At 73.2% G+C, this 20,941-nt stretch carries 21 protein-coding genes and 1 tRNA gene; 20 read left to right on the forward strand and 2 right to left on the reverse strand.

All coding sequences use genetic code 11. The features are described 5' to 3' along the window. Nucleotides 1-53 precede the first annotated feature (53 nt). Complete coding sequence (locus ACGH7X_RS33805) at nt 54-650, forward strand: TetR/AcrR family transcriptional regulator (RefSeq protein ID WP_399892649.1); 597 nt, start codon at nt 54-56, stop codon at nt 648-650. 26 nt (nt 651-676) lie between these two features. Here the strand turns inward: ACGH7X_RS33805 and ACGH7X_RS33810 are convergent, their stop codons facing one another. Continuing rightward, nucleotides 677-2,182, reverse strand: a complete 1,506-nt coding sequence (locus ACGH7X_RS33810; protein WP_399892652.1) for an aldehyde dehydrogenase family protein — start codon at nt 2,180-2,182, stop codon at nt 677-679. 346 nt (nt 2,183-2,528) lie between these two features. Between ACGH7X_RS33810 and ACGH7X_RS33815 the strand changes: the two genes are divergently transcribed. The 19 genes from ACGH7X_RS33815 (at nt 2,529) to mnhG (ending at nt 20,310) form a co-directional block, all read left to right on the forward strand. Further along, entirely contained in the window at nt 2,529-4,421 is a 1,893-nt protein-coding gene (locus ACGH7X_RS33815; protein WP_399892655.1) for an ATP-binding protein, read from the forward strand. A gap of 98 nt (nt 4,422-4,519) precedes the next feature. Continuing rightward, nucleotides 4,520-4,954 (forward strand): roadblock/LC7 domain-containing protein, encoded by a 435-nt coding sequence (locus ACGH7X_RS33820; protein ID WP_030189437.1) that lies wholly within the window; start codon nt 4,520-4,522, stop codon nt 4,952-4,954. 2 nt (nt 4,955-4,956) lie between these two features. After that, nucleotides 4,957-5,331 carry a DUF742 domain-containing protein gene (locus ACGH7X_RS33825; RefSeq protein WP_217167159.1) on the forward strand — a complete coding sequence of 125 codons (375 nt, stop codon included), beginning with the start codon at nt 4,957-4,959 and terminating at the stop codon, nt 5,329-5,331. Continuing rightward, on the forward strand, nt 5,309-5,938 hold the full coding sequence (locus ACGH7X_RS33830; RefSeq protein ID WP_399892658.1) for a GTP-binding protein: 630 nt from the start codon (nt 5,309-5,311) through the stop codon (nt 5,936-5,938). Before ACGH7X_RS33825 ends, ACGH7X_RS33830 begins: the two co-directional genes overlap by 23 nt. Next, entirely contained in the window at nt 5,935-6,510 is a 576-nt protein-coding gene (locus ACGH7X_RS33835) for a GAF domain-containing protein (protein WP_399892661.1), read from the forward strand. The genes ACGH7X_RS33830 and ACGH7X_RS33835 overlap by 4 nt, the downstream gene beginning before the upstream one ends. Before the next feature lie 178 nt (nt 6,511-6,688). Next, the gene (gene tdh / locus ACGH7X_RS33840; RefSeq protein WP_399892664.1) at nt 6,689-7,717 is read left to right on the forward strand and encodes an L-threonine 3-dehydrogenase; all 1,029 of its coding nucleotides are present in this window, start codon (nt 6,689-6,691) and stop codon (nt 7,715-7,717) included. A gap of 57 nt (nt 7,718-7,774) precedes the next feature. Then, the gene (locus ACGH7X_RS33845; protein ID WP_399892667.1) at nt 7,775-8,968 is read left to right on the forward strand and encodes a glycine C-acetyltransferase; all 1,194 of its coding nucleotides are present in this window, start codon (nt 7,775-7,777) and stop codon (nt 8,966-8,968) included. Between the two features lie 29 nt (nt 8,969-8,997). Further along, entirely contained in the window at nt 8,998-9,900 is a 903-nt protein-coding gene (locus ACGH7X_RS33850) for a LysR family transcriptional regulator (protein ID WP_399892670.1), read from the forward strand. A gap of 46 nt (nt 9,901-9,946) precedes the next feature. After that, nucleotides 9,947-10,525 (forward strand): helix-turn-helix domain-containing protein, encoded by a 579-nt coding sequence (locus ACGH7X_RS33855; RefSeq protein WP_399892673.1) that lies wholly within the window; start codon nt 9,947-9,949, stop codon nt 10,523-10,525. Next, nucleotides 10,522-11,115: a GNAT family N-acetyltransferase gene (locus ACGH7X_RS33860; protein WP_399892676.1), complete on the forward strand. Its 594-nt coding sequence runs from the start codon at nt 10,522-10,524 to the stop codon at nt 11,113-11,115. The genes ACGH7X_RS33855 and ACGH7X_RS33860 overlap by 4 nt, the downstream gene beginning before the upstream one ends. 30 nt (nt 11,116-11,145) lie before the next feature. Beyond that, the gene (locus tag ACGH7X_RS33865; RefSeq protein WP_399892679.1) at nt 11,146-11,505 is read left to right on the forward strand and encodes an MmcQ/YjbR family DNA-binding protein; all 360 of its coding nucleotides are present in this window, start codon (nt 11,146-11,148) and stop codon (nt 11,503-11,505) included. Nucleotides 11,506-11,743: 238 nt separating this feature from the next. After that, nucleotides 11,744-13,069, forward strand: a complete 1,326-nt coding sequence (locus ACGH7X_RS33870) for an MFS transporter (RefSeq protein WP_399892682.1) — start codon at nt 11,744-11,746, stop codon at nt 13,067-13,069. Between the two features lie 105 nt (nt 13,070-13,174). Further along, nucleotides 13,175-13,248: transfer RNA gene (locus ACGH7X_RS33875), tRNA-Pro, on the forward strand. A 204-nt stretch (nt 13,249-13,452) separates the two neighbouring features. Beyond that, complete coding sequence (locus tag ACGH7X_RS33880) at nt 13,453-16,356, forward strand: Na+/H+ antiporter subunit A (RefSeq protein WP_399897529.1); 2,904 nt, start codon at nt 13,453-13,455, stop codon at nt 16,354-16,356. Beyond that, nucleotides 16,353-17,117 (forward strand): Na(+)/H(+) antiporter subunit C, encoded by a 765-nt coding sequence (locus tag ACGH7X_RS33885; RefSeq protein WP_399892685.1) that lies wholly within the window; start codon nt 16,353-16,355, stop codon nt 17,115-17,117. Before ACGH7X_RS33880 ends, ACGH7X_RS33885 begins: the two co-directional genes overlap by 4 nt. A 289-nt stretch (nt 17,118-17,406) precedes the next feature. Then, nucleotides 17,407-19,038 carry a Na+/H+ antiporter subunit D gene (locus tag ACGH7X_RS33890; RefSeq protein WP_399892687.1) on the forward strand — a complete coding sequence of 544 codons (1,632 nt, stop codon included), beginning with the start codon at nt 17,407-17,409 and terminating at the stop codon, nt 19,036-19,038. Further along, the gene (locus ACGH7X_RS33895) at nt 19,035-19,634 is read left to right on the forward strand and encodes a Na+/H+ antiporter subunit E (RefSeq protein WP_399892690.1); all 600 of its coding nucleotides are present in this window, start codon (nt 19,035-19,037) and stop codon (nt 19,632-19,634) included. The genes ACGH7X_RS33890 and ACGH7X_RS33895 overlap by 4 nt, the downstream gene beginning before the upstream one ends. 26 nt (nt 19,635-19,660) lie before the next feature. Further along, on the forward strand, nt 19,661-19,948 hold the full coding sequence (locus tag ACGH7X_RS33900; protein WP_399897531.1) for a monovalent cation/H+ antiporter complex subunit F: 288 nt from the start codon (nt 19,661-19,663) through the stop codon (nt 19,946-19,948). Beyond that, nucleotides 19,945-20,310, forward strand: coding sequence for a monovalent cation/H(+) antiporter subunit G (gene mnhG, locus ACGH7X_RS33905; protein WP_399892693.1), 366 nt, complete (start codon nt 19,945-19,947; stop codon nt 20,308-20,310). The genes ACGH7X_RS33900 and mnhG overlap by 4 nt, the downstream gene beginning before the upstream one ends. Nucleotides 20,311-20,340: 30 nt before the next feature. Here mnhG and ACGH7X_RS33910 read toward each other — a convergent pair whose 3' ends face one another. After that, nucleotides 20,341-20,868, reverse strand: a complete 528-nt coding sequence (locus ACGH7X_RS33910; protein WP_399897534.1) for an NUDIX hydrolase family protein — start codon at nt 20,866-20,868, stop codon at nt 20,341-20,343. Between the last annotated feature and the right edge of the window lie 73 nt (nt 20,869-20,941).

Consider the following 20,941-nt stretch of genomic DNA (forward strand, 5'->3'; position numbering starts at 1 on the left):
TACAAAGTGGTGATAGTTGTTTCTTGTCTTCTCGGGACGGGAGTACCGGTTTCGTGAGCACGGCCTTGACGACCGAGACGGAGGATCCGACCGCACGGCGCATCCTCGACGCCGCGCTGGACCAGTTCACCGTCTTCGGACTGCGGCGTTCCTCCATGGACGACGTCGCCAAGCGGGCCGGTGTCTCCCGGGTCACCGTCTACCGGCGCTTCCAGAACAAGGAGAAGCTGGTCGAGCAGACCCTGCTGCGCGAGAACAGCCGGTTCTTCCAGCGGCTGGACGCGGCGGTGGCGTCGCTGCCGACCATGGAGGAACGGGTCGTCGAGGGATTCGTGGTCGCCCTGCGCCACACCCGCGCACATCCGCTCTTCGGTGGGCTGCTGCGCCTGGAACCCGAGGTGGTGCTGCCCCACCTGACCGTGAACGGCGGTTCCTCGCTCTCCGCCACCGTCGACTACCTGACGGGTCATCTGCGCCGTGCGCAGCGGGCCGAGGGCCGCCCCGACCAGGACCCGCGACCGGTCGCCGAACTCATGGTCCGGGTGGCCGTCTCCTTCCTGCTCAACCCGGCCAGCTGCATCGAGATGGAGGACGAGGACCAGGCCCGGGCCTTCGCCCGTCGCTACCTGGCCCCGCTGCTGAACGCCTGACCGGCCCGGCGAGGCGCCCCGGCGACTCAGTGCCGCAGGTGCAGTGCCCGGGCCAGCCGTACCGCGCGCTCCCGGGCGGCGGCCGGTGCCTCGAAAGAGGTCAGCGCGATCGGCGGGGTGAACCGCTGCACGGTCGTCGACTGCACCGCCGTGAAGGCCCGCAGCCCCTCCGCACCGTGGATCCGCCCGAAACCGGAGTCCCGCGAACCGCCGAACGGCAGCGCCGGCACGGCGGCGAACCCCAGTACCGAGTTCACCGACACCGCGCCCGCGCGCAGCCGCGCCGCGATCGCCGCCCCGGCACGGCGGTTCCCGCAGAACACCGCGGCTCCCAGGGCGTAGCGCGAGTCGTTGGCCCGGGCCACCGCCTCGTCCACGTCGGCCACCGCGTTGACGGCGACGACCGGCCCGAACGTCTCCTCCGTCATCGCCGCCGCGTCCTCCGGCACCTCGGTCAGGACGACGGGCGCGACGTACGGCGCCCGGACGGACTCCGGTCCGCCCAGCAGGGCCCGCGCCCCCGACGCCACCGCCGAGGTCACATGCCGCTCCACGGTCCGGAGCTGACCGGGCAGGGTCATCGGACCGTAGGCCGCGTCGGCCTCGGCGCCCGTACGGAGCGCACCGGCGCGCTCGACCACCCGGTCGCACAGGGCCGCATGGATCTCGCGCACGGCGTAGACGCGTTCCACCCCCGCACAGGTCTGTCCCGCGTTGCTCAGCGCGCCCCACACGATCGCCTCGGCGGCGGCGTCCAGGTCCGCGTCCGCGGTGACGATCACGGCGTCCTTCCCGCCGCACTCGGCGAGGAACGGCGTCAGCGTCTCGGCGCACACCGCCATCACCTTGCGCGCCGTCCCGGGCGAGCCGGTGAACGCCAGCTTGTCCACCCCGGAGCGGGCCAGCGCCTCTCCGGTGGCCGCGGCGCCGGTGACGGTGGTGAGCAGCCCGGCGTGGGCCGGCACGGCCGCGTCGAACAGCCCGGCGAGCAGGACGCCGGTCCCCGGGGTCAGTTCGGACGGCTTGAGGACCACGGCGTTCCCGGCCGCCAAGGCGTACCCGACGGAGCCCATCGGGGTGTAGCAGGGGTAGTTCCAGGGGCCGATCACGCCGACCACACCCAGCGGCCGGTGCACCAGCGAGGCCCGCTGGTGGACGGTGAACAGCCCGGTCCGCACCCGCCGCCCGCGCAGCACGCGGTCGGCGTTGCGGGCCGCCCAGCCCAGGTGCTCCAGCGTGAGGACGACCTCCAGCGCGGCGTCACCGGCCGGCTTGCCGGTCTCCTCGGCGATGGTCCGGGCAACGGTGTCCAGGTCGGAGGCGAGGGCCCGCTTCCAGCGCAGCAGATGGTCACGTCGCCGGGCCGCCGGCAGCGCGGCCCAGCCCGCCTGGACCTCCCGGGCCCGGGCCACGGCCCGGGCGACCTCCTGCGGACCGTCCACCGGGTATGCGGTGAGCGACTCGCCGGTCGCCGGGGAGCGGGTGGTGAACGTCGCGGCACGGGGTGCGGCGTCCGGGGTGGTGTCGGTCATCGGGCCCCCTGAGTCGAAGATACAAAAACTATTCACTTGTTTCATGGGCGTGTCGGCGCGTCAATACTCCGGTCGCGACGGACGGGCCGCCGCCGGGCGTGCGGCGGCGCCCCGCTGTCACTCACCGTGACGGAATTTGATCGAGTCCGATCGATCCTCGGCGCTTCACGAACGGGTACTTCACCGGCTTATCGGTCTGTCGTACGAGGCCTCATACCAGAGCGGGACGTTGGCCGAGGGACTTTGGCAACTGCCCACCGCACATGAGGGGCAGCCGACTACTGTCAGTGTCCGTCGGGCGACGTAGGGCCGACGTATCAGTACACGGACCAGTACGAGGACACCGATGTCTCACCTCCGCGCCCCGGCCGCGCGAGCAGACCGCCGTGAGGGCGGGCGGCACGGCCGGCCGGCCCCACGTACGACCACCGCGCTGCCCGAGAACCACATACGGCCCCAACTCCTGCGCCTCGCCGTGCTGCCGCCGGTCGCGGTCGCCCTCAGCGCCTGCGCGGTCGTCCTGTTCACCGTCCGCTCCACCGGCGCCCGGCCCGGCCTCGTCCTGTGGTGCGCGCTCGCCGGGGCGGTCTCGGTGACCGTCGCGGCCGTCGCCATCGCCGCCGTCGCCGCCGACCGCGCCGCCCGGTCCGTGCACGACCGCGTCGGCGCCCTGCGCCGCAGCACCGCCCGCCAGGAGGGCGATCTGCGCGCCGTCGTCGAGGCGTTGCGCCGCGGCGAAACGCCGTCCCGGCGCAAACCGCGCGGCGGTCCGCCCGACGACGCCGACGACTTCGAGCTGCTCGCCGCCGACCTCTCCCGCGCCCACGACGGCGCCGTCACCGCCGTCGTCCGGGCCGCACAGCTCTCCAGCCAGGCCGGCAGCGAACAGAAGCTGGAGGTCTTCGTCAACCTCGCCCGGCGCCTCCAGTCGCTGGTGCACCGCGAGATCTCCATCCTGGACGAGCTGGAGAACGAGATCGAGGACCCCGACCTCCTCAAGGGCCTCTTCCACGTCGACCACCTCGCCACCCGCATCCGCCGCCACGCCGAGAACCTCGCCGTGCTCGGCGGCGCGGTCTCCCGCCGGCAGTGGAGCAACCCGGTCGACATGACCGAGGTGCTGCGCTCGGCCATCGCCGAGGTCGAGCAGTACTCCCGGGTCCGGCTGGTCCCGCCGATCGACGGCACCCTGCGCGGCCACGCCGTCGCCGACGTCATCCACCTGCTGGCCGAACTCGTCGAGAACGCCACCCTGTTCTCCGCCCCGCAGACCCAGGTGCTGATGCGCGCCAACCTCGTCACCTCGGGCCTCGCCGTCGAGGTCGAGGACCGCGGCCTCGGCATGCCCGTCGGCGAGCAGAGCCGGATGAACGCCCTGCTCGCCGACCCCGACCAGGTCAACGTCGCCCGCCTCCTCGCGGACGGCCGCATCGGGCTGTTCGTCGTCTCCCAGCTGGCCAAGCGGCACGGCATCACCGTCCGGCTCCAGACCAACATCTACGGCGGTGTCCAGGCCGTACTGGTCGTGCCGCAGGCCCTGTTGGGAGCGGAGCCGGGCGCGCTTGCCGGGGGCGGCGCGGTCCGTCCGGCCGAGGTCACCGGCGCCGAGCCGACGCCCGTACCGCCGGCCCCGCGGCAGCCGCGGCCCGTGGCTCCCGCGGTGTCGCCGGCTCCGGCCGGCCCCGCCCCGGCGGGACCGGTTCCGGCCCCGTTGGCCCCGTTGGCCCCGGTGGCGCCCCTGGCGTCCCCGCCGTCCGGCCCGTCCGCGCCGACTCCACCGGCGCCCGCTCCGGTCGCTCCCCGCCCGGACCGGGACCGGAGGACCGACGGCGAGCCCGTGCCGCTGCCCGTGCGCGGCACGCACCGCAACCGGCCCACCCCGGCCGCCGCCGTGCCGGGTGTGCGGCCCGACGACCGGGGCGTCCTCGCCGAACACGCGGCCACCCCGCCCGTCCCGCGCCACAGCGCGGTGCGCGGCACCATGGGCAAACCCCAACTGCCCCGCCGCCGCGCCCAGGAGCACATCGCACCCCAGCTGCGCGGCGGTCCCGCACCGCGCCAGGAACCCGAGCAGTACGCCGGTCACGACCCCGGCCTGATGGCGGCCTTCCAGCGCGGCATCGGCCTCGCCGAGGCCCAGCAGCACACCGAACCGGCACCCCCGGCACCGACCTTCGTGAGTCCCGCCCCGTCAGAACCGGCCCCGATGGAGCCGCCCCCCGGGGACCCGGCCGGATGATGACCACCCCCACGAGCGGCGCCGGTTCCTCCCACCCCGCCCCCACCCTCACGACCAGCGCTCCCGCAGACCTTCGTACCCCAAGGAGTCGATCCACCATGGCCAGCGATGCGCCGACCGGCCAAGTTTCCGACCTCGACTGGCTGATGAGCGGCCTCGTGCAGCGCGTGCCGCACACGAGCAGCGCGGTACTCCTGTCCGCCGACGGACTGGTGAAGTCCGTCCACGGCCTCGACGCCGACAGCGCCGACCACATGGCGGCCCTGGCCTCCGGGCTGTACTCCCTCGGCCGCAGCGCCGGCGTTCGCTTCGGCGACGGCGGAGACGTACGGCAGGTCGTCGTCGAACTCGACTCGACCCTGCTCTTCGTCACCACCGCCGGATCCGGCACCTGCCTCGCCGTGCTGGCCGGCCGCGAGGCCGACGCGGCCGTGCTCGGCTACGAGATGGCGATGCTGGTCAAGAGCGTCCGCCCCTACCTCGTCACCGCGCCCCGGCAGCACGCCGTGGAACCCCCGGCGATGAGGCCTTGAGGGTGGCCGCGGCCGGCGACGGGCCCTGGCTCGACGACGCCGCCGGACGGCTGGTGCGCCCCTTCACCGTCAGCAACGGCCGTACCCGGCCCACCGTCGCGCTCGACCTGATGTCCCAGGTGATGGCCACGGGGGCGACCCCCCTCGGCTACCTCGGACCCGAGCACGCGCAGGCACTCGACCTGTGCCGGGCGCCGCTCCCGGTCGCCGAACTCGCCGCCCACCTGCGGCTTCCGGTGGCCGTGACCAAGGTGCTGCTCTCGGACCTCGTCGACTGCGGCGCGCTGACCACCAAACCCCCCGCCTCGTTCCACCACCACCCCACGGACCGGGCCCTTCTGGAGGCAGTGCTCGATGGACTACGACGACAGCTCTGACCACGCCCACGGCGAAGGCGCCGACCCGTTCCCCACCGCCCTGAAGATCCTCGTGGCGGGCGGATTCGGCGTCGGCAAGACGACCCTCGTCGGCGCCGTCAGCGAGATCGCGCCGCTGAGCACGGAGGAACTGCTCACCACGGTCAGCGCCGCGACCGACAACCTCGACGGAATCGAGAACAAACTTGAAACGACCGTGGCCATGGACTTCGGCCGCATCACCCTCGACGCCGAGCACGTCCTGTACCTGTTCGGAACGCCCGGCCAGGAACGCTTCTGGTTCATGTGGGACGAACTGTGCGAGGGCGCCCTCGGGGCGGTGATCATCGCCGACACCCGCCGTCTGGAGGAGTCCTTCGCCGCCATCGACTTCTTCGAGGAGCGCGGACTCGCCTTCATCGTCGCGATCAACGAGTTCGACGGCTCCTACCGCTACGACCCCGAGGAGGTGCGCGCGGCCATGGACCTCCACCCCGAGATCCCGATCGTGCGCTGCGACGCCCGGATCTCCAGTTCCGGCGTACAGACGCTGCTGACCCTCGTACGCCACCTCATCGCCCACACACCGGCCCCCACATCGGGGTTCGGTGCCGGAGCCCGCCCATGAGCTACGACCCGCCGCGCCCGACCGGACGTCTGCTGCTCACCCCCGAGGACCGGGAGGCCCCCGCCCGGGTACGACGGTTGCGCCGGCTCGGTCTGGCGGAACGCCCCGATCCGGCGCTCGACGCCTTCGCCGCCCACCTCGCGGGCCTCGCCGAGGCGCCGTACGCGATGGTCAACTTCCTGGTCGAGGGCGGGCAGTTCTTCGCGGGCCTCAGGGTGCCGCAGGTCCCGCCGGTGACGCGGGGGGACGGCACCAGTCCCGAGTTCGGCCGGGTCCAGCCCCGCGACCACGGGTTCTGCCCCCATGTGGTGGTCCGGCGCAAGGCCCTGGTCCTGGAGGACGTGCGCGACTACCCGCGCTTCGCGGGCAACCCCGTCGTCGACGAGTTCGGCATCCGCTCCTACCTCGGTGCCCCGCTCATCGACAGTACGGGGACGGTCCTCGGCACGGTGTCCGCCGCCGACATACAGCCCAGAACCTGGGGGACGGCGGGCCTGGCGACGATCAAGTCCACGGCGGCCGACCTCGTACGGCGCATCGAGCGCAGCGCGGAGGACGGGCTCCCCCTGTGAGCGGCGGCAGACCCCCGCGGGCGGCGTGAAGGAAAGCTGCGACGGGGCTTAAGAAAGGCTCGATGGACCCGGGGCGGTGTCGTACGGCAGATTGCTGTGCGATTCCCCTCCCCTCCCCGGACGCGGGCCGCTTCGGCCTGCCCACCGCCGGGGCCTCACCCCGTCAGGAGCCGCTCAGTTGAAGGCGCTGGTCAAGGAGAAGGCGGAGCCCGGGCTCTGGCTCGCGGACGTCCCCGAGCCGGTCGTCGGACCCGGTGACGTACTCATCAAGGTGCTGCGCACCGGCATCTGCGGCACCGACCTGCACATCCGGGCCTGGGACGGCTGGGCACGCCAGGCCATCCGCACGCCGCTCGTCGTCGGGCACGAGTTCGTCGGCGAGGTCGTCGACACCGGCCGGGACGTCACCGACATCAAGGCCGGTGACCGGGTCAGCGGCGAGGGCCATCTGGTGTGCGGCAAGTGCCGCAACTGCCTGGCCGGACGGCGTCACCTGTGCCGCGCCACGATCGGTCTCGGCGTCGGCCGGGACGGGGCGTTCGCCGAGTACGTGGCCCTGCCCGCCACCAACGTCTGGGTGCACCGCGTCCCCGTCGACCTCGACGTCGCCGCGATCTTCGACCCGTTCGGCAACGCCGTGCACACCGCCCTGTCCTTCCCGCTGGTCGGCGAGGACGTGCTCATCACCGGCGCCGGACCGATCGGCCTGATGGCCGCCGCCGTGGCCCGGCACGCCGGGGCGCGCAACGTCGTGATCACCGACGTCAGCGAGGAGCGCCTCGACCTCGCCCGCAAGATCGGCGCGAGCCTCGCCCTGAACGTGTCGAAGGCGACCATCGCCGACGGGCAGCGCGAGCTGGGCCTGCGCGAGGGCTTCGACATCGGCCTGGAGATGTCCGGCCGCCCGGAGGCCATGCGCGACATGATCGCCAACATGACGCACGGCGGCCGGATCGCCATGCTCGGCCTGCCGTCCGAGGAGTTCCCGGTCGACTGGGCCCGCATCGTCACCTCGATGATCACCGTCAAGGGCATCTACGGCCGCGAGATGTTCGAGACCTGGTACGCCATGTCGGTGCTCCTCGAGGGCGGCCTCGACCTCGCCCCCGTGATCACCGGCCGGTACTCGCACCGCGACTTCGAGGCCGCGTTCGCCGACGCGGCAGGCGGCAAGGGCGGCAAGGTCGTCCTCGACTGGACCGCGTAAGCCACCTCTGGACCGCGTAAGCCACCTCCACCTCCCGTATCTCCAGGAGCTTCTGAGATGTTCGACTCCGTGCGCGACGACCTGCGCGCCACCCTCGACGAGATCCGCGCCGCAGGCCTGCACAAGCCCGAGCGCGTCATCGGCACCCCGCAGTCCGCGACCGTCAGCGTCACCGCGGGCGGCCGCCCCGGCGAGGTCCTCAACTTCTGCGCCAACAACTACCTCGGCCTCGCCGACCACCCCGAGGTCGTCGCCGCCGCCCACGAGGCCCTGGACCGCTGGGGCTACGGCATGGCGTCCGTGCGCTTCATCTGCGGTACCCAGGAGGTGCACAAGGAACTGGAGGCCCGGCTGGCCGCGTTCCTCGGCCAGGAGGACACGATCCTCTACTCCTCCTGCTTCGACGCCAACGGCGGCGTCTTCGAGACCCTCCTCGGCCCCGAGGACGCGGTGATCTCCGACGCCCTCAACCACGCCTCGATCATCGACGGCATCCGGCTGTCCAAGGCCAAGCGGTTCCGCTACGCCAACCGCGACATGGCCGACCTGGAGGCGCAGCTCAAGGCCGCCGGCGACGCCCGCCGCAAGCTGATCGTCACCGACGGCGTCTTCTCCATGGACGGCTACGTCGCCCCCCTCGCCGAGATCTGCGACCTCGCCGACCGCTACGACGCCATGGTCATGGTCGACGACTCGCACGCCGTCGGCTTCGTCGGCCCCGGCGGCCGCGGCACCCCCGAGCTGCACGGCGTCATGGACCGCGTCGACATCATCACCGGCACCCTCGGCAAGGCCCTGGGCGGCGCCTCCGGCGGCTACGTCGCGGCCCGCGCCGAGATCGTAGCCCTGCTGCGCCAGCGGTCGAGGCCGTACCTCTTCTCCAACACGCTGGCCCCGGTGATCGCCGCCGGCTCCCTCAAGGTGCTCGACCTGCTGGAGTCCGCCGACGACCTGCGCGTGCGGCTCGCCGAGAACACCGCCCTGTTCCGGCGCCGGATGACCGAGGAGGGCTTCGACATCCTCCCCGGCGACCACGCCATCGCGCCTGTCATGATCGGCGACGCGTCGAAGGCGGGCCGCATGGCGGAGCTGCTGCTCGAGCGCGGCGTCTACGTCATCGGCTTCTCCTACCCGGTCGTGCCGCAGGACAAGGCCCGCATCCGCGTGCAGCTGTCGGCCGCTCACTCGACGGACGACGTGCACCGCGCGGTGGACGCCTTCGTGGCGGCGCGGGAGCAGCTCGCCGCCTGAACGGCCGGTGACCTGAGAGAATCGATCCCGTGATCGAAGCGCGGCGGCTGCACATCCTCCGAGCGGTGGCGGACCACCGCACCGTGACGGCGGCTGCCGCCGCGCTGTACCTCACCCCGTCGGCGGTCTCCCAGCAGCTGGCCGCCCTGGAGCAGGAGACCGGGCACCGCCTGGTCGAGCGCGGCGCCAAGGGCGTACGGCTGACCCCGGCCGGCGAGATCCTGCTCAGCCACACCAACGCCGTCCTCGCCCAGCTGGAGCGGGCGGAGGCCGAGCTGGCCGCGTACAGCTCGGGCGCGGCCGGGACGGTCACGGTCGCCTCCTTCGCGACCGGCATCGCCCTCGTCGTCGCGCCCGCCCTGGCCCGCCTCGCCGCGTCGGCGCCCGGCATTCGGCTGCGCGTCCAGGACGCGGAGGGCGACGCCAGTCTGCCGATGGTCCTCGACCGGCAGGTCGACGTGGCCGTCGCCGTCGAGTACCGCGGGGCGCCGTCCGCCGACGATCCGCGTCTGACCCACGTCTCCCTGTACGCCGAGCCCTTCGACGCGGTCGTCCCGGTGGCCCACCGCCTCGCCGACGCCGACGAGGTGCCGCTCGCGGAGCTGGCCAAGGACCCCTGGATCGGCCCCTACCCGGGCAATCCGTGCCACGACGTGGTCGTGCTGGCCTGCGAGAACGCCGGGTTCCAGCCCCGCCTCGAACACTCCTCGGACGACTTCCGCGCGGTGGTGTCCCTCGCCGCGGCCGACGCCGGTGTGGCGCTCGTCCCGCGCTCGGCTCTGCTCGGCACCGACCTCACCGGTGTGGTCGTCCGCCCGGTCGACGGGGTCGCGCCCACCCGCCGCGTCTTCGCGGCCGTACGCCGGGGAGCCGAGGAGCACCCGCTGATCCGCCCGGTGCTTGACGCGCTCGCCGAGGCGGCCCGGGCGTGAGGCTCCCGTAACACGGCCGTCTCATATTCGGGATAGCGTCCCGGATATGAGAGGAATCGATGAGGCTCCCGATCTCGTGGACGCGCGGCTCGCCGCCCGGCTGGCCGAGCTGCGGGTCGAACACGGCTGGTCGCTGGGAGAGCTGGCGCAACGCAGCGGAGTGAGCCGGTCCACGCTGTCCCGGGCCGAACGGGCGGAGATCAGCCCCACCGCCTCCCTGCTGAACCGCCTGTGCGCGGTCTACGGACGGACCATGTCCCGGCTGCTCAGCGAGGTCGAGGCGGAACCCGCGCTGCTGGTGCGGACCGCCGAGCAGTCGCTGTGGGAGGACCGTTCCGCCGGGTTCACCCGCCGGTCGGTGTCCCCGCCGCACGCCGGACTGCGCGGCGAACTGGTCGAGGGACGGCTCGCGACCGGCGCCGACATCGCCTACGACCGGCCGCCCGTGCCGGGCCTGGAGCAGCACATCTGGGTCCTGGAAGGAGCACTCGAGGTGACCGCCCAGGACGTCGCCCACCACCTCGGCACCGGGGACTGCCTCCGGATGCGGGTGTGGGGACCGACCAGGTTCCGGTGTGCGGGCCCCGGGGACGTGCGCTACGTGCTGGCGGTGGTGCTGCCGTGACCGTGGGCCGCGTGGACGCCGACCGGCTGGGCGTTCTGCTGGAGGACCTGGCCGAGCTGCTGACCGACACCGTGAACGGCGGCGCGTCCGTCGGGTTCCTCGCTCCGCTGGACCGCGCCGAGGCCGTCGCCTGGTGGCGCGACCGGGTCGCCGCCGTGGCCGCGGGGCGGCTCGCCGTCTGGGTGGCGCACGACGGCGCCCGGGCGACCGGGACGGTGAGCCTCGCCCTGCCCGACAAGCCCAACAGCCGCCACCGCGCCGAGCTGGTCAAACTCATGGTGGCCCGGACGGCCCGGGGCAGGGGACTGGGCCGCACGCTCCTCACCGCCGCCGAGGAGGCGGCCGCGGCGGACGGCCTCACCCTGCTCCACCTGGACACCGAGACCGGCAGCCCGGCCGAGCACCTGTACCGCTCCGCCGGGTGGACCCGGGCCGGCACGATCCCCGACTACGCGGCGGACCCCGGCGGGGAACTGCGGCCCACCACGCTCTACTTCAAGCAGGTCGGCGGGGAGGCCGGCGGGCAGATCGGCACCCCGGCCGGCGCGCGGGCCGGTGTGCGGACCGACGGGCCCGCCGTCGCCGGGTGACTGTCAGTGGCGGCGGTTACCGTGCCTGACATGCCGGACGCAGAAGACGTACGCCGTATCGCCCTGTCCCTGCCGGACACGACGGAGAAGACCGCCTGGAACATGCCCACCTTCCGGGTCGCGGGGAAGATGTTCGCGACGCTGCCCGAGGAGGAGACCTCCCTCGCGGTGCGCTGCCCGAAGGAGGAGCGCGACGAACTGGTGCTGGCCGAGCCGGAGAAGTTCTGGATCGCCGGCCACGAGGCCCAGTTCGCCTGGGTGCGGGCCCGGCTCGCCGCCCTGGAGGGCGAGGACGAGCTGCGCGACATCCTCGCCGACTCCTGGCGCCAGGCGGCCCCGACCCGGCTGCTGGAGGCCCACCCCCGGCTGGGGCTGGCGACCGGGGGCTGAAAACCCCTCGGGCGTTGTCAGTGCCCCGTGGCATGATCCGAAGACGTGCGTGGCAGCCGGGGCCGGAGGGGGGCTCCGGCTGTCGGACGTACGGCGCGAGCGGATCAGTGGGGACGGGGCGCACGGGACGGGCGGCGCACGGGGGCCGGCCGGAGGGACTGGGCGGCCGACGGGACTGGGCGGCCGACGGGACGGGGCGGCCGACGGGACGGGGCGGCCGGGGAGGGGAGAGCGCGGGATGGCAGGAAGGTCGTCGCAGCCCACGTACGAGAAGGCGGCAGCGGCACGCGCCGTCTGGTCGCGGGACTTCGGGCTGTTCTTCACCGCCCGGGCCGTGGCCCGGCTCGGCGACACCATGCTGCCCGTCGCCCTCGCCGCCGGCCTGCTCCAGCACGGGTACGGGGCGGGCGCGGTCGGCCTCGCCATGGCCGCGACCGCCGCCGCCTTCGCCGGTCTGGTCGTCTTCGGCGGAGTCCTCGCCGACCGCTTCAGCACCCGCAAACTGATGATCGGCTCCGACCTGGTGCGGCTCGGCACCCAGGCCCTGGCCGCCGCGCTCTTCTTCTCCGGGCACGTCGTGCTCTGGCAGATCTGCGCCATCGGCTTCGTCAACGGCGTCGCGAGCGCCGTCTTCCAGCCCGGCGTCGCCAGCACCGTGCCCCGGCTCGCCGCCGACATCCAGGGCGCCAACGGCGCGATACGCGTCGCCGAGTCCGCCGCCCAGCTCGCGGGCCCCGCCGTCGCGGGCCTCCTGGTCGGCTTCGCCTCACCCGGCGGGGTCTTCGCCGCCCACGCCACCACGTACGCGGTCAGCGCCCTGTGCCTGCTGCTGCTCCGCCTGCCCCCGCCCGTGCCGGGGAGCCGAGCGGTCGCCGGCCGGGGGACGAAGGCCTTCCGCGCCGATCTCGTCGAGGGCTGGCGGGAGTTCCGTTCGCGCCGGTGGCTGTGGGGCGTCATAGCCGTCTGGTGCGTCTACATGATCGCAGTCTGGGGCCCGACCGTCCCGCTGGTGGCCACCGAGGTCGTGCGGGAACACGGCCCACGCGCCTACGGCCTGGTCAACTCCGCCCTGGGCGCCGGCACCGTCGTCGGCGGGCTCCTCGCGCTGCGGCTGCGGCCCCGCCGCATGCTCCGGGCCGGCGCGATCGCCCTCGTCGGCTTCGCCGCCTTCCCTGCGAGCGTCGGTGCCGGGCTCGGCCTGCCCGCCATGGCGGGCGGGGCGGCCGTCGCCGGGGCCGGCATGTCCTTCTGGGGGGTGATGTGGGCGACCAGTGTCCAGACCCAGGTCCCGCCCGACGTCCTCAACCGCATCCACGCCTACGACGTCGCGGGCTCGCTCGCGATGATGCCCGTCGGCCAGGCCCTGGCCGGCCCGGCCGCCTCGGTTCTCGGCGCCGACCACGTGCTGCTCGTCGCCGGTGCGACGAGCTTCGCCGTGTGCGCGGCCCTGCTCCTGATACCGGCGGTGCGCGGTCTGGTGCGGGTCGACGCCGCCGCGGCCGGCTCGGACGGGACGTCAGCACCGCTGCACACGGCCGAGCCCGCCCGCGCGCCGAAGCGCTGACGCCCCCGGACCGCGCCCCCGAAAAGCGATGCGCGACCACGGGCCCGAGTGCGGTATGGTTTTCCTGCACGTTCGGCCGGGGGAAACCCCAGGTCAGGCGGGCAACGGGACGTGGCGCAGCTTGGTAGCGCACTTGACTGGGGGTCAAGGGGTCGCAGGTTCAAATCCTGTCGTCCCGACTGGAGACAGTCGCGGTTGAAGGGGCGGTTTCGGAGAGATCCGGGACCGCCCCTCTGCGTGTGGGCCGCGAGAACGGCGCCCCGGGGCCGGTCCGGTGGCATCGCGAGGGTCGCGGCGTGCCTGGGCGTCCTGGTGAGATGTCCGATATATCACTGTCGGGTGTCCTGTCCTCCCGCCTCCCGGGCGCCCACCCGCCACCCCGCATGACCGCGCTCATCCTCTGCCACTTCGCGCTCGCGCCGTTCGCCGCGCCGCTGGTACGACGGTGGGGAACCCGCGCCTTCCTCGTGCTGGCCCTGCCGCCCGCCGCGGCGACCGTCTGGGCGGCCACCCGGTGGAGCACGACGGCCGCGGGCGGCGCCGACACCACCGAGTGGAACTGGCTGCCGGCCTACCGGGTGGACTGGGCGCTGAGGCTGGACGCCCTCGCCGAACTCATGGTGCTGCTCGCCGCGGGCGTGGGCACCCTCGTCCTGGTCTACTGCGCCTCCTACTTCGACGCCCGCTCGCGGCAGCTCGGCAGATTCGCCGGGAACCTCCTCGCCTTCGCCGGGGCGATGCTCGGCCTGGTCCTCGCCGACGACCTCGTCCTGCTCTACATCTTCTGGGAACTGACGACCGTCTTCTCCTACCTGCTGATCGGCCAGACCAGCGACCACAAGCGCAACCGACGCAGCGCCCTGCAAGCCCTGACCGTCACCGCGCTCGGCGGACTGACCATGCTCGTCGGCTTCCTGCTCCTGGGCCACGAGGCGGACACCTACCGCGTCTCGGCGATCCTCGCCGACCCGCCGCCCCCGTCGGCGTCGCTGTCCACCGCGATCGTGCTGATCCTCGTCGGCGCCCTCTCCAAGTCCGCGATCTGGCCCTTCAGCCTCTGGCTGCCCAACGCCATGGCCGCCCCCACCCCGGTCAGCGCCTATCTGCACGCCGCCGCGATGGTCAAGGCCGGCGTCTACCTCGTCGCCCGGCTCGCCCCCGCCTTCGCCGAGGTCACACCCTGGCGCCCGCTCCTGCTCGTCCTCGGCTCGGTGACGATGCTGCTGGGCGGCTGGCGGGCGCTGCGGCTGAACGACCTGAAACTCGTCCTCGCGTACGGGACCGTCAGCCAACTCGGCTTCCTCACCGTCCTCACCGGCGCCGGCCGCCACGACACCGGCCTCGCCGCCACCGCCATGATCCTCGGGCACGCCCTGTTCAAGGCGCCGCTCTTCCTGGTCACCGGCATCATCGACCACGCCACCGGCACCCGCGACCTGCGCAGACTCTCCGGACTCGGACACCGGCTGCCCGCCGTGTGCGCCGTCGCCGTGATCGCCGGAGCGTCCATGGCGGCCGTACCGCCCCTGCTCGGCTTCACCGCCAAGGAGGCCGCCTTCCAGGCGCTCCTGGACGGCAGCACCGGCGACCGCTGGGCACTCGCCGCGGCCGTCGTCGGCTCGGCGCTGACCACCGCCTACACCCTGCGCTACCTGTGGGGCGCCTTCGCCCGCAAACCCGGCGTCCCCGACACCGACGCACACCAGGTGCCGGCGGCCTTCCTCGCGCCGCCCGCCGTGCTGGCCCTGGCCTGCCTCGTCCTGGGACCCGGCGTGGCCTGGCTCCAGGGCCTCCTCGGCACCTACGCCGGGCAGTTCCCCGCGCCCGCCCATCCGTACCACCTGGCGCTCTGGCACGGGGCGGGTCTCGCCCTCGGCCTGTCCTGCGCGGCCTGGGCGGGCGGGGTCCTGCTGTTCCTCGCCGCGCACCGCGTCCAGCGGACCGGCCAGGCGCTCGCCTGGCGCTCCGCGGACCGGGTCTTCGGAGGGATACTGCTCGCACTGGAGCGCACCGCCCTGCAGTGCACCGGATTCGTGCAGCGCGGCTCGCTGCCGGCCTACCTCGTGACGACCATGAGCGTCGTCCTCGCCGGGCAGATCGCCGTGCTCGTCGCGGACGAACCCTGGACCGCGGTCCCCGCCCCGCGGGTCTGGGACCACCCCGCCCAGGCGGGTGTCGCGCTGCTGACCTGCGCCGCGGCCCTGCTGTGCCTGGGCGTGCGGCGCCGGATGAAGGCCGTCGTGTTCGCCGGCCTCACCGGATACGGCACCGCGCTGCTCTTCGTCGCGCAGGGCGCGCCCGACCTCGCGCTGACCCAGTTCTGCGTGGAGACCGTCTCGATGATCGTCTTCGTGCTCGTGCTGCGCCGGATGCCGGTGTACTTCGAGGAGAACTACAGCCGGTGGCGCCGCCTGCTGCGGATGCCGGTGGCGCTCGCGGGCGGCGCCGCCGTCGCCGTCGTCCTGTGGATCATGGCGGGGCACCGCCGGGCCGACAGCGCCGGAGCGGCGATGGTCGAGGAGACCGCGCACCACGGTCTGAAGGACGTCGTCGCGACGATCCTCGTCGACCTGCGGGCCTGGGACACGATGGGGGAGTCCGCCGTGCTCGCCGCCGCCGCGATCGGCGTCACCAGCCTCATCTACCTGCACCGCCGCGCCGACGGCGCCGAGCAGCCCGTACTGCCGCTGCCCGGCGACCATCCGCACGCCGGACTGCGCACCGCCTGGCGGGCGACCGGGTACGAGTCGGCGGGCCTGCCCAGCGGCGACGAGAGCGCGCCGGAGCGGACCTGGCTCGCCGCCAGTGCCACCCTCGCCCCGGAGCGCCGCTCCGTCGTCCTGGAAGTGGTCGCGCGTCTCATCTTCCACCCCGTCCTAGTCCTCTCCGTCTACCTGCTGACGTGCGCGGAGAACCTGCCGGGCGGCGGCTTCGTGGCGGGCCTGACCGCCGGCGTCGCCTTCATCGCCCGCTATCTCGCGGGCGGGCGGCACGAACTCGCCGACGCCGTGCGCTTCAAGCCGGGCCTGTTCACCGGCCTCGGCCTGTTCCTGTCCACCGGGACCGCGCTGGGCGGCCTCGGCGACGGCACCGTGCTGCACGGCTGGACCTGGCACGGCCACCTGCCCGTGTGGGGCGACGCCCACCTGTCCACGGCCGTGCTGTTCGACTGCGGGGTCTACCTCCTCGTGCTCGGCGTGGTCCTGGACATCGTGCGGGCCCTCGGCGCCCGCATCGACCACCAGATCGAACGGGCCGCCCCGCGCCCGGATGCGGGCCGCGCATGACCGTGAGCCTCTCCCTGCTGGTGGCCGCCGCCGTCCTGAACGCCGTCGGGGCCACCCTGCTGCTGACCCGGTCCCTGACCCGGATCCTGCTCGGCGCCGTCGTCCTGGGCAACGGCGTCAACCTGCTGGTCCTCGCCTCCACCGGCAGCGCGGGCCACGCACCGCTGCTCTACCCGCACATCATCCGCAACCGCGTCACCGACCCGCTGCCCCAGGCCATCGCCCTGACCGCGATCGTCATCACCCTCGCCACCACCGCCTTCCTGCTCGCCATGGCCTACCGCAGCCACCAGGTCACCGGCTCCGACGAGATCAGCGACGACACCGAGGACCGACTGGTCGCCCTGCGCGGCGAGTTCCTCGACCGGCGCGGCGAACTCCGCGACCGCTACCGCGAGGCCCGTGACGAGGACGGCGGCGCCGACGCCGAGCAGCGCGCCCGCTACCGCGACGCGCGCAGACGGCTGCGCCGGCGGGTCCGCGAGGAACGCGCCTACCAGGCCCGCGCCAACGACGTCTCCGGGAACCTCTGGAACGACATCCTCGGCGCCGACCCCGAGGACTACCGGGAAGGCCGGGAACGGGGCACCACCGACGCGGTGGGCAGGCCCGCACCCGCCCCGGCCCGTGTCGCCGGGCCCTCCAACGACCCCGAGGAGACCGGCCGCGAGCCCGACGCGCACCCGGGCGAGGACTCCGGCCACACGCCGCCCGACCAGCCCGACGACCCCGAGGGCGCCGGCACGGAAGGAACCAGTTGAATCCTCTCCCAACTGCCGCAGGGAGATTCCTGACTCACGCTGCCTGCCGGGTCAGCGACCAGGCAGGTCTTCCACGATCAACACCAGCCGGGTTGAAACCAGCCCGGTTCGGTACCACGAACTTGGAGGCGCATGTGCTGTCTTGGTTCTCGATCAGCACGGTGTACGCGCTTGGTTCTCGCAACGCACGACTCGCAGCCTGCCCGGCCCCGAGGCCGGAGGTCCGCCCTGCGGACAAATCGCCGATTCCGCTCGGGACCGAAGGCCGGGGCCTCCTTGGAAGTTTCCGGTGAACGCGCTCGTCCCCCTCCCCGTCGTGCTGCCCCTGTGCGTCACGGGCCTGAAGCTGGCCATCGGGCCCCGGCTCCACCGGTTCCAGCGCTTCATCAGCATCGCGGTGCTCGGCGCGGTCCTGGTGCTCTCCGCGGTGCTCATGGTGGCCGCCGACCGCCACGGCCCGCTCAGCGTGCACCTCGGCGACTTCGCGCCGCCGGTCGGCATCACCCTCGTCGCCGACCGGCTGGCGGGCCTGATGCTCACCGTCTCCAGCGCCGTCACCCTGCTCGTCCTCGTGTACTCCCTGGGCCAGGGCATGGCCGACCGCGACGACCAGGCTCCGGTCGGCGTCTTCCACCCCGCCTACCTCATCCTCGTGGCGGGCGTCTCCTGCACCTTCCTGGCCGGAGACCTCGTCAACCTCTACGTCGGCTTCGAGATCATGCTCGTCGCGAGCTTCGTCCTGCTCACCATCGGCGGCACCGCGACCCGGATCCGGGCCGGATCGACATACGTGATCATCTCGCTGTTCTCCTCCGTGCTCTTCCTGGTCGCCATCGCCATGACCTACGCCGTCGCGGGAACCGTGAACCTCGCCCAGCTCGCCCAGCGGCTCCAGGAGGTGCCGCTCGGGGTGCGCACCCTGCTGGAGGCGATGCTGCTGACGGTCTTCGCGATCAAGGCGGCGGTGTTCCCGCTCGCGGCCTGGCTGCCCGACTCCTACCCGACCGCGCCCGCCCCCGTCACCGCGGTCTTCGCCGGCCTGTTGACCAAGGTCGGCGTGTACTCGATGCTGCGCACCCAGACCCTGCTCTTCCCCGGCCACCGCCTCGGCGACCTGCTGATGCTCGCCGCCCTCGCCTCCATGGCCGTGGGCATCCTCGGCGCCGTCGCCCAGACCGACCTCAAGCGGGTGCTGTCCTTCACCCTCATCAGCCACATCGGCTACATGGTCTTCGGCATCGCGCTCGCCGGGCGAGCCTCGATCAGCGGGGCGATCGTGTACGTGGCCCACCACATCACCGTGCAGACCACCCTGTTCCTCGTCGCCGGGCTCGTCGAGCGGCGCGACGGCACCACGGAACTCACCCGCCTCGGCGGCCTGGCGAAGACGGCGCCGCTGCTCGCCGTGCTGTTCTTCGTGCCCGCCATGAACCTCGCGGGCATCCCGCCTCTGTCCGGGTTCATCGGCAAGCTCGGCCTGATGCGGGCGGGCATCGAGAACGGCGGCGGCTGGGCGTGGGCGCTCGTGGCCGGGTCCGCCGCCACCAGCCTGCTCACGCTCTACGTCATGGCGAAGGTCTGGAACCTCGCGTTCTGGCGCGACGCGCCACCCGGGGCCGAGGAGGAGGGCGTCGTGCTGGAGTCCGCCGAGGACGACGAACCGGACGAGGAGGGAAGGCCGACCGGCTCCGGCAGCGGGCTGCCGGAGCCCGCGGGAGCCGTGGTCTCCGCGGGCTTCCTGGGCCAGTCCATCACCACCACCAAGCGGCTGCCCTGGCCGATGCTGGTGGCGACCGGCGCCGCCGTCGCCCTCGGCCTGTCGTACACCGTGCTCGGCGGCCCCCTCACCACCTTCACCGAGGCCGCCGCCGCCGAACTCCTCGCCCGCACCCCCTACATCGAGGCGGTGCTCGGCCGGTGAGCAACCTGTTCCGCGACCGTTCGCCCTACAGCTGGTCCTTCCGCGTGGGCAGCGGCCGACGCGTGCTCGAGCTGCCCCTCGTCGGCTGGCTCACGGTCATCTGGATCCTGTTGTGGGGCACCCCGTCCTGGGCCAACCTCGTCAACGGCGTCGTCGTCGCGGTCTGCCTGTGCCTGGCCTTCCCGCTGCCCGCCGTGGACCTCGGCCTGCGGCTGCGCCCCCTGGGCATCCTGCGCCTCGGGGCCTACCTGCTGTACGACATGTTCTCCTCCAGCGTCGAGGTCACCCGGCAGATCTTCGCCAAGGGCCCCTACCGCGCCGCGGTCGTGGCCGTACCGCTGCGGGTGCGCAGCGACCTCATGCTCACGGCCACCGCCGTCGCCGTCTCCAACGTCCCCGGCGGCTCCGTGATCGAGGTGCGCCGGGCGACGGCCACCCTGTTCCTGCACGTCCTCGACGCGGAGAATCCCGGCGAGATCGAGGGCGCCCGGCGACGGGTGTGGCGCATGGAGGAACTCGTCGCCCGCGCCTTCGGCACCGCCGAGGACATCGCCGACGCCGCCCGTCCCGTACCGGAAGGTGACCCCTCGCCGTGACCACCCTGCACGCCGTCGAAGAGGCCATGCTGATCGCCTCGCTCGCGATGATCCTCGTCGCCGGCGCACTGCTGCTGTACCGGTTCTGGTACGGCCCCTCGATGCTGGACCGCGCGGTCGCCCTGGACGTGGCCGCGGCGCTCATCATCGCCGGCATCGGCGTCAAGGCCGCGCACGACCGCGACTCCTTCTACTTCCCCGTGATGCTGGTGCTCGCCTTCCTCGGGTTCACCGGCTCGGTGGGCATCGCCCGCTTCATCGCGGTACGCGACCGGCCCTCCGCGCGGGCGGACGGCGAGCAGGACCACCGGTGAACGCCTGGGCCGAGGCCGCCGACCTGGCCGGGGCGGTCCTCATGCTTCTTGGCTGCCTGCAGTGCCTCCTCGGAGTGATCGGGATGCTCCGCTTCCCCGACGTGCTCTCCCGCAGTCACGCCGCCACCAAACCGCAGACCCTCGGGATGCTCCTCGTCCTGGCCGGGGTGGCGCTGAGGCTGCGGCACGGCACCGACGTGGGCACCCTCGCGCTGATCGCCTTCTTCCAGTTCCTCACCAGCCCGGTCGCCTCCCACCTGGTGGCCCGCTCCGCCTACCGCACCGGCCAGACGGGTTCCCGGGGCCTGCTCCGGGACGACCTGGACCCGCAACTCAGCGCCGGGGACGGCCCCGGGGAGTAGCCCCGGCGGGGCCGTCGGAGCACCGGGTGGTCAGACCACGCAGCCCACATGCGCCAGCGCCTGCTTCAGCAGCACCCCGTGCCCGCCCGGCATCTCGCTCTGCACCGCCTCGGACAGGGCCTCCCGCGGGTCGAACCAGACCAGGTCGAGCGCGTCCTGCCGGGGCCGGCAGTCACCGCTCACCGGCACGACGTAGGCGAGGGAGACCGCGTGCTGCCGGGGGTCGTGGTACGGCGTGACGCCGTGCGTGGGGAAGTACTCGGCCACCGTGAACGGCTGGAGCGAGGACGGCACCCGGGGCAGCGCCACCGGGCCGAGGTCCTTCTCCAGATGACGCAACAGGGCGTCGCGGACCCGCTCGTGGTGCAGCACCCGGCCGGAGACCAGCGTCCGGCTGACCGTCCCGTCGGGCCCGATGCGCAGGAGCAGGCCGACGCTGGAGACTTCGCCGCTGTCGTCGACACGCACGGGCACGGCCTCGACGTACAGGATGGGCATGCGGGCGCGCGCCATCTCGAGTTCGTCGCTCGTCAGCCAGCCCGGCGTGGTTTCGGTCATGTCAGACATCGCTTGATCATACTTTCAGCCGTTCCTGGTTCCCGGGCGGCGCTCCGGGACTGGACTGTGACCC

This window comes from Streptomyces sp. BBFR51, from assembly GCF_044591655.1.
Lineage (GTDB): Bacteria > Actinomycetota > Actinomycetes > Streptomycetales > Streptomycetaceae > Streptomyces.

What these genes read in the sequence shown, in the direction of transcription:
- ACGH7X_RS33900 (WP_399897531.1), top strand. Translation starts at nt 19,661, where the DNA reads ATGCTGATCGCCTCGCTCGCGATGATCCTCGTCGCCGGCGCACTGCTG.
- ACGH7X_RS33815 (WP_399892655.1), top strand. Translation starts at nt 2,529, where the DNA reads ATGTCTCACCTCCGCGCCCCGGCCGCGCGAGCAGACCGCCGTGAGGGC.
- ACGH7X_RS33835 (WP_399892661.1), top strand. Translation starts at nt 5,935, where the DNA reads ATGAGCTACGACCCGCCGCGCCCGACCGGACGTCTGCTGCTCACCCCC.
- ACGH7X_RS33885 (WP_399892685.1), top strand. Translation starts at nt 16,353, where the DNA reads ATGACCGTGAGCCTCTCCCTGCTGGTGGCCGCCGCCGTCCTGAACGCC.
- ACGH7X_RS33820 (WP_030189437.1), top strand. Translation starts at nt 4,520, where the DNA reads ATGGCCAGCGATGCGCCGACCGGCCAAGTTTCCGACCTCGACTGGCTG.
- ACGH7X_RS33855 (WP_399892673.1), top strand. Translation starts at nt 9,947, where the DNA reads ATGAGAGGAATCGATGAGGCTCCCGATCTCGTGGACGCGCGGCTCGCC.
- ACGH7X_RS33810 (WP_399892652.1), bottom strand. Translation starts at nt 2,182, where the DNA reads ATGACCGACACCACCCCGGACGCCGCACCCCGTGCCGCGACGTTCACC.
- ACGH7X_RS33910 (WP_399897534.1), bottom strand. Translation starts at nt 20,868, where the DNA reads ATGACCGAAACCACGCCGGGCTGGCTGACGAGCGACGAACTCGAGATG.
- ACGH7X_RS33880 (WP_399897529.1), top strand. Translation starts at nt 13,453, where the DNA reads ATGACCGCGCTCATCCTCTGCCACTTCGCGCTCGCGCCGTTCGCCGCG.
- ACGH7X_RS33830 (WP_399892658.1), top strand. Translation starts at nt 5,309, where the DNA reads ATGGACTACGACGACAGCTCTGACCACGCCCACGGCGAAGGCGCCGAC.
- ACGH7X_RS33865 (WP_399892679.1), top strand. Translation starts at nt 11,146, where the DNA reads ATGCCGGACGCAGAAGACGTACGCCGTATCGCCCTGTCCCTGCCGGAC.
- ACGH7X_RS33845 (WP_399892667.1), top strand. Translation starts at nt 7,775, where the DNA reads ATGTTCGACTCCGTGCGCGACGACCTGCGCGCCACCCTCGACGAGATC.
- ACGH7X_RS33870 (WP_399892682.1), top strand. Translation starts at nt 11,744, where the DNA reads ATGGCAGGAAGGTCGTCGCAGCCCACGTACGAGAAGGCGGCAGCGGCA.